This window comes from Serratia sp. 2C06, assembly GCF_050037615.1.
Classification (GTDB): domain Bacteria; phylum Pseudomonadota; class Gammaproteobacteria; order Enterobacterales; family Enterobacteriaceae; genus Serratia; species Serratia ureilytica.
In genome coordinates, this window is the sequence record NZ_CP188299.1 from 2,642,019 (window position 1) to 2,654,749 (window position 12,731).

14 protein-coding genes are annotated in these 12,731 nt (G+C 60.8%); 7 read left to right on the plus strand and 7 right to left on the minus strand.

Going from position 1 to position 12,731, the window contains the following annotated elements:
- Window positions 1-118: 118 nt before the first annotated feature.
- The 4 genes from ACP3TA_RS13115 to ACP3TA_RS13130 form a co-directional block, all read right to left on the minus strand.
- Complete coding sequence (locus ACP3TA_RS13115) at window positions 119-646, minus strand: hypothetical protein (RefSeq protein WP_101453356.1); 528 nt, start codon at window positions 644-646, stop codon at window positions 119-121.
- A 122-nt stretch (window positions 647-768) separates the two neighbouring features.
- Window positions 769-1,536 carry a molybdopterin-dependent oxidoreductase gene (locus ACP3TA_RS13120; RefSeq protein WP_033650565.1) on the minus strand — a complete coding sequence of 256 codons (768 nt, stop codon included), beginning with the start codon at window positions 1,534-1,536 and terminating at the stop codon, window positions 769-771.
- A complete protein-coding gene (locus ACP3TA_RS13125) occupies window positions 1,529-2,134 on the minus strand; it encodes a cytochrome b/b6 domain-containing protein (protein WP_033642403.1) in 606 nt (201 codons plus the stop codon). The genes ACP3TA_RS13120 and ACP3TA_RS13125 overlap by 8 nt, the downstream gene beginning before the upstream one ends.
- A gap of 13 nt (window positions 2,135-2,147) precedes the next feature.
- Entirely contained in the window at window positions 2,148-2,774 is a 627-nt protein-coding gene (locus ACP3TA_RS13130) for a hypothetical protein (RefSeq protein ID WP_033642404.1), read from the minus strand.
- A gap of 140 nt (window positions 2,775-2,914) precedes the next feature.
- Between ACP3TA_RS13130 and ACP3TA_RS13135 the strand changes: the two genes are divergently transcribed.
- Entirely contained in the window at window positions 2,915-3,586 is a 672-nt protein-coding gene (locus ACP3TA_RS13135) for a heavy metal response regulator transcription factor (protein ID WP_021504273.1), read from the plus strand.
- Entirely contained in the window at window positions 3,583-5,001 is a 1,419-nt protein-coding gene (locus ACP3TA_RS13140) for a heavy metal sensor histidine kinase (protein WP_206196177.1), read from the plus strand. The genes ACP3TA_RS13135 and ACP3TA_RS13140 overlap by 4 nt, the downstream gene beginning before the upstream one ends.
- Window positions 5,002-5,014: 13 nt before the next feature.
- Here ACP3TA_RS13140 and ACP3TA_RS13145 read toward each other — a convergent pair whose 3' ends face one another.
- Both ACP3TA_RS13145 and ACP3TA_RS13150 read right to left on the minus strand, forming a co-directional pair.
- Window positions 5,015-6,481, minus strand: a complete 1,467-nt coding sequence (locus ACP3TA_RS13145) for a sensor histidine kinase (protein WP_042784003.1) — start codon at window positions 6,479-6,481, stop codon at window positions 5,015-5,017.
- 3 nt (window positions 6,482-6,484) lie between these two features.
- A complete protein-coding gene (locus tag ACP3TA_RS13150) occupies window positions 6,485-7,198 on the minus strand; it encodes a response regulator transcription factor (RefSeq protein ID WP_016928494.1) in 714 nt (237 codons plus the stop codon).
- A gap of 151 nt (window positions 7,199-7,349) precedes the next feature.
- Between ACP3TA_RS13150 and ACP3TA_RS13155 the strand changes: the two genes are divergently transcribed.
- The 4 genes from ACP3TA_RS13155 (at window position 7,350) to ACP3TA_RS13170 (ending at window position 9,633) form a co-directional block, all read left to right on the plus strand.
- Window positions 7,350-7,961 carry a cytochrome b/b6 domain-containing protein gene (locus ACP3TA_RS13155; RefSeq protein WP_033650571.1) on the plus strand — a complete coding sequence of 204 codons (612 nt, stop codon included), beginning with the start codon at window positions 7,350-7,352 and terminating at the stop codon, window positions 7,959-7,961.
- A 10-nt stretch (window positions 7,962-7,971) separates the two neighbouring features.
- Window positions 7,972-8,748 (plus strand): molybdopterin-dependent oxidoreductase, encoded by a 777-nt coding sequence (locus tag ACP3TA_RS13160; protein WP_046686687.1) that lies wholly within the window; start codon window positions 7,972-7,974, stop codon window positions 8,746-8,748.
- Between the two features lie 59 nt (window positions 8,749-8,807).
- Window positions 8,808-9,098, plus strand: a complete 291-nt coding sequence (locus ACP3TA_RS13165; protein ID WP_170853304.1) for a pentapeptide MXKDX repeat protein — start codon at window positions 8,808-8,810, stop codon at window positions 9,096-9,098.
- Between the two features lie 64 nt (window positions 9,099-9,162).
- Window positions 9,163-9,633, plus strand: a complete 471-nt coding sequence (locus ACP3TA_RS13170) for a YkgB family protein (RefSeq protein WP_426784298.1) — start codon at window positions 9,163-9,165, stop codon at window positions 9,631-9,633.
- Window positions 9,634-9,677: 44 nt separating this feature from the next.
- Here the strand turns inward: ACP3TA_RS13170 and ACP3TA_RS13175 are convergent, their stop codons facing one another.
- Window positions 9,678-11,717, minus strand: a complete 2,040-nt coding sequence (locus ACP3TA_RS13175; protein WP_004939112.1) for a choline transporter — start codon at window positions 11,715-11,717, stop codon at window positions 9,678-9,680.
- A 400-nt stretch (window positions 11,718-12,117) separates the two neighbouring features.
- On the opposite strand from ACP3TA_RS13175, the gene betI reads away from it, so the two are divergent.
- Entirely contained in the window at window positions 12,118-12,720 is a 603-nt protein-coding gene (betI, locus tag ACP3TA_RS13180) for a transcriptional regulator BetI (RefSeq protein ID WP_033642409.1), read from the plus strand.
- Window positions 12,721-12,731: the final 11 nt, after the last annotated feature.

The window sequence follows — 12,731 nt, forward strand, 5'->3', positions numbered from 1 at the left end:
ATCGATGCTATGTGCGGGCGGTTCACTGGCTTCAACGCCGCCGCATTCACGCCATTCGCGGCGCCTTTGTTCCCACCACTCTTCGTGGAAGGCTTGCATCTCTTTCAGGCGCTGTTCCTTAACGTGCTGTTGGCAAGTATGGGATGCTATGGGGGCTACGTGGGATTTCGATGACATAGAGGCCGTCCTTTATAAACTCTATTTTGTATAAATAATGCCCTTTGTGCGCGTATTTTTTCAACAAAAAATCATAAATTTTAGCTAATGCTGGCCTTAACGGTGCACTTAAGATGATCCTGGCATGATACTGATAGGCAAACTTGAGAAGAGTTTCCCCGATGCCAACAACGAATAAGCGTTCGCGTTGGAGAAGGGTATAATGCATTGCAGTATAGGTATCGAAAGCTGAGCGCCGATGCCTGTTTACGTCGCTCAACGCCTTAACATCATAAAATTCCAGAGAGAAAGCATTATTGAGGATAGCAGTGTCCACATACACTGGGGCAAACCAATGGTGCATGTTTTGCCCAATTCTCTTGAAATCCAAATGATAGATGGCCGATTTACCATCACCTTTTCTGACGGCAATCTGATATCTGTATGTGTCTGCTATTCCAGTGTGTGACTCCCTCACATCAATATCCATGATAAAATCCTTTTTACTATTATTTTTCCTATAGTTATCCCCTTTGTGACGAACAGATTATTAACCGCGGCGGAGACGTTCCTCCAGCCGCCGATGAAGGTTGTGCGCAGCGCCGCGCAAAACTAAATGCCGCTGAACCAGTTGTAGCCCTGATCCTCCCAATAGCCGCCCGGATTGACGTCGCTAACGAAGATCGCGGCGATATGTTTGGCGTTTTTGAACCCCAGCTTGGTCGGCACGCGCAGCCGCAGCGGGTAGCCATAGTCCGCCGGCAGCGCCTTGCCGCCGAAATCCAACGCCAGGATGGTCTGCGGGTGCAGCGCGGTGGCCATGTCGAGGCTGGCGTAGTAGCGATCGGCGCATTTGAAGCCGACGTAACCGGCATTCAGATCCGCGCCGACGTGCTGCAGAAAGGTGCGCAGCGGCACGCCGCCCCATTGACCAATGGCGCTCCAGCCCTCAATGCAGATCAGACGCGTGATCTGACTTTGCTGCGGCAGCCGCTGCAGCTGTTCCAGCGTCCAGGGCGCTTTTTTCTCCACTTTCCCCGCGACCTCAAGCCGGTAGCCGGCGAGATCGATCTCGGGGACGTTGTATTCCGGGTAAAATGCGTTAAAGGGGAAAGGGTGAGTGATCTGGTCCGGCCGGTAAGTTTGCGCCAACCGCTGGCCGCTGAACAGCCAGGCCTGCACCCGGTCGTTCCAGCGCGACATGGCCCACAGCACCTTATCCACCCGATCGCCGTCTTGCAGATTACACCCGGTCAGCATGGCGATGCCGCCCAGCGTCAGCCCGGAGCGCAACATCAGCCGGCGTTGCAGATTGACCAGCTGCTTTTTTTGGTCCGGTTCCAGCGTCGGCGCGGTTGCCCGCTGTTTTTTCTCATTCATGTTTGCCACCCGTTATCATCGCCCACAGGGTTTTAGGCACGACAGCCACCATAAATACGTGGATCACCACAAACAGGCCGATGCCGGCCATGGCGAAGAAATGCACGTAGCGCGCGAAGTCGAAGCCGCCAAACAGCGCGACCAATCCCTGCAGCTGAACCGGTTTCCAAATCGCCAGGCCGGACAGCACCAGTAATAGGCCGAGCGCCAGTACGCCGAGGTACATCAGTTTCTGAATGGCGTTGTAGCGGCCATGCCGGTGGTGCAGGCGCAGCGTCATCGCCAGCCAGATATCCTGCCGCAGCGCGTCGGCGCGAAGCGGCAACAGATCGCGGCGAAAATGGCCGCTGAACAGGCTCCACAGCAGATAGCAGACGGCGTTGAGCGCCAATAGCCACATCACCGCCAAATGCCAACCAATCGCGCCGCCCAGCCAACCGCCCAGCGTCATCTGCGGCGGAAAGCGGAAATCGAACAGCGGCGAGGCGTTGTAGATTTCCCAACCGCTCATGAACATGCACACCATGGCGAACAGGTTGATCCAATGAGTGATTCGAACCGGCCAGCGATGCACCGGCCGCGACGCGTTGGTTTTCATGGCTTTCCTCCGGTTACATCGGCGGCACGGTGCCGTCTTTGCCGGCGGAAATGCGGGTGGCGATGCGTTCGCCCTTATCGTTGACGGCGGAGAACAGCACAATGTGCACGCCCGGTTTCAGCAGGCTCAGATCGCCCGGATCCAGCGTCACGATCGGCACGTCTTCCGGTACGACGACGGTTTTCTGCTGGTTGCCGTAGGTGACGGTCAGGGTGCGGCCGTTGGATTTCACCAGTTTACCGACGGTGCCGTTAGTCATGGTATCCACTTTGCCGTCGGCGGATTCCCAGGCCGAATGCCCTTCGCCGGTGCCGCGCAGGCTGGCGGCGAACACGTGCACTTCCAGCGCTTTGAGCGTGCCGTCCGGCTGCGGCACGGCGGCGGTGCCGATAAAGCTGTCCGGTTTGATGTCGTCCAGCGTGGCTTTGGAAACGCTGAGCACTTTGGTCTGATCGTTCAGCTTGACGCTGAGTGTCTCGCCCTTGCGGTCGGTCAACTGCAGATTGCCGTCGGCAACCTGCGTGATGGTGCCGCGCAGCGGCGCAATCACCTTGCCCGGCGGTTGGGCGGCGGCGGCCAATCCGCTGGAAAGCAGTAACGTGGACAACAGTAAACCGGCTATACGATGACGGGTAATCATAACGTTCTCCTGAAATGAGTTTGCCGGTTAAGCATGGTTGACCTACTGGGTCAGCGCCATGGCCGTTTGATGACATTAATGTCATCAAGTTTGTCCGCCGAAGCTGCTAGTATTTTTGCAGACGTAACGAGGTGGTGAGCATGCGAATACTGGTAGTTGAAGACGATATCGGCACAGGGGATTACCTGAAGAAAGGGCTGGGGGAAGCGGGCTACGGCGTCGATTTGGCGCGCACCGGCACCGACGGGCTGTTTCGCGCGTTGGAGCAGGACTACGATGCGATCGTGCTCGATGTGATGCTGCCGGGGCTGGACGGTTGGCAGATCATCGAGGTATTGCGCAAGAAAAGCGACGTGCCGATCCTGTTTCTCACCGCCCGTGATGGCGTGCAGGATCGCATCCACGGCCTGGAGCTGGGCGCGGACGACTATCTTATCAAGCCGTTTTCCTTTACCGAGCTGGTGCTGCGTTTACGCACCTTGCTGCGCCGCGGGCCGGCGCGCGAAGCCGATCATTACGCTATCGCCGATCTGCAGTTGGACGTGTTGCGCCGCCGGGCGGTGCGCCAGGATCAGGTGATCCCGTTGACCAATAAAGAATTCATGCTGTTGCATCTACTGGTGCGGCGCGAAGGCGAAGTGCTGTCGCGCACGCAGATCGCCTCTCAGGTGTGGGACATGAATTTCGACAGCGACACCAATGTGGTTGACGTGGCGATCAAACGCCTGCGCGCCAAAATCGACCGGCCGTTCGACGTCAAGCTGATCCACAGCGTGCGCGGCATCGGCTATGTTTGCGAGCCGCGCTCGTGAACGCCCGCGCTTCACGTCGGCCGGTGTCGCTGACGCTGCGCACCGCCACGCTGTTCGCGCTGGTGGCCGCCTGCGTGGTGAGCGGGGCAGGCTGGTATCTGTTCGGCGCGATGCGCCAGGAAATGACGCTCCGCAGCGATCTGCAGGTGACCGGGCGCGTAGAGTATTTCCGCCATTTACTGGGGCAGCGCTTTCCTTTGGCGCGCCTGACTGCCAATAACGGCCTGTTCGAAAATATGCTGGGCAATGAACAGGATGTGTTGATTTTCCAAATTCCGGGGCAAAAACCGCTCATCAATGTGAATCCGGCCAGGGTGGCCCTGCCGCCGATCGCGCCGACGCCGCCCGAACAGGCGCAGACGCTGGCCGCCGTGCGCGGCGGGGAAACGGCCCAGGGGGTGCCGCTGCGCGCGGCATCGGCGATGGTGCGTCTGGAAGACGGCAGTTTGCTGCAGATCTCCGCCGCGCACGTCATGGTCAACGAGCAGAAGATGCTGGCGCGTTACCTGTGGCGCATTGTCGCGGCGGTCATTGTGGCTTTCCTGCTGATTGCGCTGCTGGGCTATGGGGTCATGCGCCGGGGATTGAAGCCGCTATGGCGCATGGCGGCGCAGGCGTCGCAGATCGCGCCCAATACATTGTCCACTCGCCTCAGCGAACAGGGGGCGCCGAAGGAGTTGCAGCAGCTGACCCGGTCGTTCAATGCGATGCTCGATCGGTTGAATGAAGGTTATCAGCGGCTGACGCAGTTTTCCGCCGATCTGGCCCATGAGATCCGCACGCCGGTGGGCGCGTTGATGGGCCAGTGTCAGGTGGCGCTGTATCAACCCCGCAGCGTGGAGGAGTACGAAACCCTATTGTCGAACAATATGGACGAGCTGGAGCGTATTTCGCGCATGGTGGAAAACATCCTGTTTCTGGCGCGCGCCGGTGAGGCGCAGTCCGCGCTGAACTACAGTCGTCTGGAGGTGGCGGCAGAGCTGCGGCGGGTGGCGGATTATTTCGAAGGGCTGGCGGAAGAACGCGGCATCGCGCTGAGCTGCGAAGGAGAAGGAGAGCTGAAGGCGGACGCGATGTTGTTCCAGCGGGCGCTGAGCAACCTGGTGGCCAACGCGGTGCGCTATGCCGATGAAAACAGCCTGATCGTGTTGCGGGCTGAACGGCGCGCCGATGCCTGGTGGGTGCAGGTCATCAATCAAGGGCCGCCGATCGCGCCGGCGCATCTGGAAAAGCTGTTCGATCGTTTCTACCGCGCCGATCCCGCGCGCAGCGCCGGCAGCCACGCCAGCGGCCTCGGGCTGTCCATCGTGCGCGCCATCATGACGCTGCACGGCGGTGAGGTGCGCGCCGAATGTATCGAGCGCGCGCCTGTCGCCAGCCTCATTTTCAGCCTACGGTTCCCGTTAGCGCAATAACCGATATGCCGGATTAACGCGGCGGAATGGCAAAGCGGAAGCAGGCGCCGCTTTGTGGTTGTTCGATCAGCTGAATGTCGCTGTCGTGCAGCTGCAGAATGCGCCGCACGATCATTAACCCCAGCCCGCCGGCGGGGCGTCGGGCGCCGCTCAGGACAGACGGCCGCACGAACAGATCGGCGCGCAGCGTCTGCGGAATGCCGGGGCCGCTGTCGCTGACCTGCACCATCACCTGGTCTTCCTGCCGCCACAGCCGCACGCCGATGTCGCCGCCGGGCGGCGTATGGCGAATGGCGTTGTCCAACAGGTTGGTCAGCACCCGCTCAATCATGCTGAGATCGGCGAACACCGGCGGCACGCCGGGGGCGATGTCGGCGTGCAGCCGCTGGTTGCGCGCCTCCGCCGCCAGCTCGAACTTCTGGAACACGTCCTGCAACAGCTCGCTGAGGGAGAAGGGCTCTTTCTGCGGCTTCACCACGCCATACTCTAATCGAGCCAGCTCGAACAGCTCCTGCGCCAGCTTGCCCACCTTGCGGCTTTGCGCCAGCGCGATCTCCAGATAGCGCCGCCGATCGGCGTCGCTCAGGGTGGCGGCCTTGACCGACAGCGTTTCCAGATAGCCGTGCAGCGAGGTGAGCGGGGTGCGCAGATCGTGCGAGACGTTGGCGATGAATTCGCGCCGCAGCCGATCCTGCTGCGCCAGCGTTTGCCACTGTTCGGCGAGGCGCTGCGCCATGCGGTGGAAGGCCTGTTGCAGCTGGCTGACCTCGTCGCGCCCGGCCGGCACCGCCGGTAGCGCCGCGTAGGCCTGCACGGCCTCAATGCCGCCGCTGTCCAGCGCATTGACCTGACGGGTCAGGCGCCGGATGGGGCGAGTGACCCAGTAGAACGCGAAACCGCCGGCCAGCAGGCTGAACAGCACCATCACCCCGGAGGTCCACAGCGCCATTCTGGCCGCCGAGTTGAACTGGGCGTTGCTGGCCAACGCCGTGTACTCTTCACCGAGCAAGACCACATACAGATAGCCCTCGACCCGGCCGTCGACCTTCAGCGGCGCAACGCTGAACACCTTGCGTCCGTCCGCGCTGCGCGGATCGTCGCCATACACCGGCATCTGCGCGCCATCGAGCAGCGCCTGCAGCGGCGCCAGCGCGACCCGCTGCCGCTTCAGATGCCCGGCCGGCGCGGCGTTGCCAATGATTGCGCCCTGGTTGTCGAGCAGATAAACCTCAACGCTGGGGTTCACTGCCATCAGCTGATCGAACAGGGTATGCACCGCCTGTGGATCCGGCCCGTTCACCCCCAGCAGCGGATTGCTGTCGGCGATATGCTGCGCCAGGTTGCCGGACAGGCGCTGGATCACCGCCTGGCTGTACTGGGTATTGCTGCGCACCTGCATCCAGCCGGAAAAGGCGCAGCCGATGACGATCAGCAGCGCGAAGATAATCGTGAGGCGTTGCGCTAACGTAAGGTTTTTCATGGCTCACTCTTGCGGCGCGGCCGCGAATTTATAGCCCATGCCCCACACCGTGAGGATGCGCTCAGGTTCTGCCGGGTTGCGCTCGATCTTGATGCGCAGCCGGTTGATATGGGTGTTGACGGTGTGCTCATACCCCTCGTGCTGATAGCCCCAGACCTGATTCAACAGGCTGAGGCGCGAGAACACCTGGCCCGGGTGGCGGGCGAAAAAGTACAGCAGGTCGAATTCGCGCGGCGTCAGCTCGATCGGCTGTTGGTGCAGGCGCACTTCGCGGGCGATGGGATCGATGGTCAGATCGTTGAAGCTGAGCGCGCCGGCGTCCATGCGCAGGTTGCGGCTCATCGCTTCCTGGCGGCGAAACAGCGCCTTGACCCGCGCCACCAGCTCCAGCATGGAAAAGGGTTTGGCCAGATAGTCGTCGGCGCCCAGCTCCAGCCCCAGCACGCGGTGCACCTCGCTGGAGCGCGCGCTGGTGATGATGATCGGCGTGTAGCGCGTCATGGTGCGCGCCCGGCGGCAAATCTCCAATCCGTCTACGCCCGGCAGCATCAGATCGAGGATCAAGGCGTCCCAGCCGCCCTGTTCCAGCATCGCCATGCCCTGATTGCCGTCGGCGGCGTGGCTGATGGCGTAACCCTCGTCACGCAGATGCAGCTGCAGCAGCTCGGCGATGTCGCCGTCGTCCTCGACGATCAAAATTCGTTTTGGCTTGTCCATTCTCATTACCGCTGATTAGCCCGATTCTCTCTGAAGTCTACACAACCGCCACCGGCGGAGTTATCACATTTTATTTAACTTTGCGTGAGGTCTTGGGGAACAAATCCGGGGAATACTCGGTTCATCGCATCGTTAGCTGGCAGGAATCGTTATGAGCCTCACTCTCACCCCGGAACAACGACAGACCGTACATCCGCTGTGGCTGCGGTTAACGCATTGGCTGAATGCGCTGGCGATGCTGATCATGGTGACCAGCGGTTGGCGCATCTACAACGCTTCGCCGCTGTTCAACTTCAGCTTTTTCAACGAGCTGACGCTCGGCGGCTGGCTGGGCGGCGCGCTGCAGTGGCACTTCGCCGGCATGTGGTTGTTTGGCGTCAACGGACTGTGTTACCTGCTGCTGAACCTCGCCAGCGGGCGCTTCAAACGCAAATATTGGCCGCTCAGCCCGAAGCAGTTTCTCGCCGATGTCGGCGCGGCGCTGCGCGGCAGGCTGCAGCACGCCGACCTGCGCCACTACAACATGGTGCAGCGCGTGGCCTATCTGTCGGTGATGCTCCTCGGCGTGCTGAGCGCGCTGTCCGGACTGGTGCTGTGGAAATCGGTGCAGTTTCCGCTGCTGCGCACGCTGCTCGGCGGCTATGAGGCGGCGCGCTATATCCACTTTTTCGCCATGTCGGCGCTGGTGGCCTTCGTCGCGATCCATTTGGTGATGGTGGCGCTGGTGCCCCGCACGCTGCTGGCCATGCTGCGCGGACGTTAAGGAGTTCACGATGAAAAAGGATAAACAGATCATGACGATCGTTGAAGGGCAGGCGATCGTCAAAGAAGCGCAGCGCTTGTTGACCGCGTCGTCCCGCCGCCGCTTTCTGCGCAACGGCCTGACGCTGGGCGGTATCGCTATGCTTACCGGCTGCGATCTCAGCGGCAACGCCAACGTCGAGCAGGCGCTGAGCCGTATTTCGCGCCTCAACGATCGGGTGCAGGGCTGGCTGTTCAACGGCGATCGCCTGGCGCCGGTCTACCCGGAGTCGATGATCACCCGGCCATTCCCGTTCAACGCCTTTTACGCCGAGGAGGACGCGCCCGACATCAACGGCGACGACTATCGGCTGGAAGTGGCGGGGTTGGTGCAGGACAAGCGCGCCTGGAGCCTGCCGCAGCTGCATCGGATGGCGCAGGTTAGCCAGGTGACGCGTCATATTTGCGTCGAGGGTTGGAGCGCCATCGGCAAGTGGGGCGGCGTGCCGTTCGCCAACTTTCTTAAGGTAATCGGCGCGGATCTGAGCGCCCGCTACGTCAGCTTCAAATGCGCCGACGACTACTACACCAGTATCGACATGGCCACCGCGCTGCATCCGCAGACGATTATCGCGCTGACCTACGACGGCCAGACCTTGCCGCGCAAGTACGGCTATCCGATGAAGCTGCGCATGCCGACCAAGCTGGGCTACAAGAATCCGAAGCACATTCAGGTGATCGAGGTCACCAACCGCTTCCCGGGCGGTTACTGGGAAGACCAGGGTTACAACTGGTTTGGCGGCAGCTGAGGCGGCCGCCGGCCATTCTCCGGCACTCCGGTGCCTTTGACATGACGGAAGGAAATACCATGAAAAAGTTATTCGCAATGATGATGTGCAGCGCGCTGATGCTGGGCGTGGCCGGCGCCAACGCCGCGGACGGCATGAGTAAAGACGCGATGAAAAAGGACGGCATGAGCCAGATGTCGCACGACGGCATGGCGAAAGATGGGATGAAGAAAGAGTGCATGGGCAAGGACTGCATGAAGAAAGACAAAATGGGCAAAGACGCCATGAAAAAGGATGGCATGGCGAAAGACAGTATGGCCAAAGACGGCATGAAGAAAGACGAGATGAAAAAGGATGCGATGGGGCAGTAAGCCGCCGTACCCCGCGGTCGCAAGCGGTAAACCGCGGTGGCCGCGGGCAACATAAGGAGAGAGGATGATGCTGGCGACATGGCTGCGGCGCTTTCAGCGCTCGAATTGGGACGTTATCTTTATGCGCGCGGCGCTGGTGGTGATCTTCGCCGCCTTCGGCTACGCCAAGTGGTTTGATTACGAAGCGCAGGGACTGGTGCCACTGATCGGCAACAGCCCGCTGCTGAGCTGGATGCATCAGGCGTTCGGCATTCGCGGCGCCAGTTATGCATTGGGCGTCGCCGAATGGAGCTTCGGTTTACTGCTGCTGGCGGGATTCTGGTCGCGGCGTCTGGGTTTGCTGGGGGCGATCGGATCGACGGTGACCTACCTGACCACGCTGACGCTGATCTTTTCCACGCCGGGCGCCTGGGAGCCCTCCGCCGGCGGTTTTCCCGCCATGGCCGGGGCCACCAGCTTTTTAATCAAGGATCTGGTGTTGCTGGCCGGCTCCCTGGTGCTGCTGAAGGCCGATTTGCCGGCCGAGCAGGCATAAAAAAGGGCGTAGCCTGGCTACGCCCTCTGGATATTTCTCGGCCGTCACATATCCGGGAAGGTCAGGGTGCCCCCCGGCGCTTCGCGATGAATGTGCAGGAAGTTCAGGTGCTTCTCGTACTGGTCGAGAATATCGCCAATCACCTGTTCCTTGCTGTAGTCCATCAGGTCGTTGCCCTGGGTGCCTTCCATCAGGAAGGTTTCCAGCCGGTAGTAGTGCGACTTGCCGGAGCGGGCACGGTAGGTGAAGCCCGGCACCGAGTAGCGCATCGGCCAGATCTGATAGATAAAGTTCTGTTCCTCGCCCAGGTGCACCAGCAGCTCCAGGTGGTTCAGGCGTTCGTCTTCGGTCGGCGGCACTTCGCTGAACTCCACTTTCGCGCCGCGCAACTCCAGCTCGCGCGCCACGTCCTGCATCGCCGGACGGCAAACCTTATCCAACATTTTCTGCGTGTACTGCGTGCCCGGGTAGTTCATCACCCGCGACAGACGCTGTTTCCAGTTGAGCACGTCGTGGCTGGAGACCGGCACCGGCGCCAGGGTGCTGAGCGCGCTGGCCTTGCGGTAGTCCTCCACCCGCAGCGATTTGTACAGCCCGGCCATCACGAAGAAGATCACGAAGCTGAACGGCAGGCCCATGATCACCGTGGTTTTCTGCAGCGCCGGCACGCCGTCGGTCATCAGCATGCCGATGGTCAGCAGGCCGATGGCCACCGACCAGAAAATCCGTAGCCAGTTCGGCGCATCATTATTGATGTCGGCCAGGCGCGAGGTGAAGTTACCCAGCACCAGCGAGCCGGAGTCCGCCGAGGTGACGTAGAACAACAAGCCGGTGATGGTGGCCACCGAGGCGCTGAAGGTGAAGCCGGGGTATTGCGCCAGTAGGCTGTAGAAGCCGCGCTCCGGGAACTGCATCACTTCCTGCGCGAACTCGGCGTTGCCGTGGATGATCTGGTACAGCGCGCTGTTGCCGAAGATAGACAGCCACAGCAGGGTGAACACGAACGGAATGATCAGCGTGCCGACCACGAACTGGCGAATGGTGCGCCCGCGCGAGATGCGCGCCAGGAACAGGCCGACGAACGGCGACCACGCCACCCACCAGGCCCAGAAGAACAGCGTCCAGTTGTTCATCCACTCCACCGGCCGATCGAAGGCGAAGCTGTTGAGCGTCATGCCCATAAAGCGGTTGACGTAATCGCCGACGTTGAGCACCAGCGCGTTGAGCAGGAACTCGGTGTCGCCAAAGAACAGCACGAACAGGATCAGGCCCAGCGCCAGCAGTACGTTCAGCTCGGACAGGATGCGGATGCCCTTGTTGACGCCCGAGGTGACCGAGATGGTGGCCATGATCACCGACAGCAGGATCAGCGATCCCTGCACCGTCAGGTTTTCCGGGATCTCGAACAGCACCTTGAGGCCGTAGTTGAGCTGCACCACGCCGATGCCCAGCGTGGTGGCGATGCCGAAGATGGTGCCGAGCACCGCGGCGATGTCCACGCTGTGGCCGATCGGGCCGTTGATGCGCTTACCGAAGATCGGGTACAGCGCCGAACGGATGGTCAGCGGCAGGTTGTAGCGATAGCTGAAGTAGCCGAGGGCGATGCCCATCAGCGCATACATCGACCAGCCGGTCAGGCCGTAGTGGAACAGCGTCCAGACCATCGCCTGGCGCGCGGCCTCCAGCGTTTGCGCGTCGCCTTCCGGCGGCATCATGTACTGGGTCACCGGCTCGGCGACCGAGAAGAACATCAGGTCGATGCCGATGCCGGCGGCGAACAGCATCGCCGCCCAACTCATCAGGCTGAACTCCGGTTTGGACTGTTCCGGCCCGAGCTTGATGGAACCGAAGCGCGAGGCGGCGATAAACACCACGAACACGATGTACAGCGTCGCCGCCAGCAGGTAGTACCAACCGAAGGTGGTCGACACCCAATTCAGCGTGCGGGTGATCCACTGCCCGGAGAAGTCGGTGAAAAAGATGGTCATCAGCGAGAAGGCCAGGATCAGCCCCGCCGAGGTGAAGAAAACCACAGGGTTGAGGCGGTCCTGCTGCGGTTTGGAGGAGGTTTCGCGTGTTGTCATCGTCATCCTCTGAACTGAGTAAAATCGTGCCGCTCCGCATTCTGGGGCGCGTTGGCGCATCCGGAAAACGGGCGAATGAAGGCGGCGGCCATCCCCACGGGAATGGCCTGAACGATGCCGCTTTCGCCTGCTTATGAAGCACCGGAGCGCTTCGCGGCGGGAACCGCTTACAGCCACTGATTTTGGTCAGATTCGTTAATTACCTCACAAAAATCAGCCAGTTCCACAACCAGAAAATACATTTTTTTAACCAGGCGGCAATAAAATATATGCAATTTTTATTGAACGTTCAATCAAAAAAAAGTTTAATAGTCCTCATGATGACCTGAATCACGGGCGAAACGGCAGTGAAATTTGCCCGCTGAGATAAGGCCGAAGTCGGTTTTGTGAGAGTCGAAATATGCCAAAGGTAGGAATGCAGCCAATCAGAAGGCAGCAGTTGATTGATGCCACGCTCGCCGCGGTAAACGAAGTGGGAATGCATGACGCCACCATCGCGCAGATCGCGCGGCGGGCCGGCGTTTCCAACGGCATCATCAGCCATTATTTCAAGGATAAGAACGGCCTGCTGGAAGCCACTATGCGCTATCTGATCAGCCATCTGGGCGAGGCGGTGAAGCTGCGGCTGCAGGCGCTGACCGACAACAGCCCGGCGGCGCGGCTGCAGGCGATCGTCGCCGGCAACTTCGACGACAGCCAGATTAACAGCGCGGCGATGAAGACCTGGCTGGCCTTTTGGGCCAGCAGTCTGTACCAGCCGCAGCTCAACCGCTTGCAACAGGTGAACGGCCGTCGGCTCTATTCCAACCTGTGCGCCGAGTTTCGCCGCGTTATGCCGCAGCCGCAGGCGCGGTTGGCGGCCAAGGGGCTGGCGGCGCTGATCGATGGGCTGTGGCTGCGCAGCGCGCTGCGCGGCTCCGCGTTCAATCAGGCGCAGGCGCTGGCGCTCACGACCGAATACATCACGTTCCAACTCCGGGGGCAAACGCCGCCCGGAGGATAACTCAAGGAGAT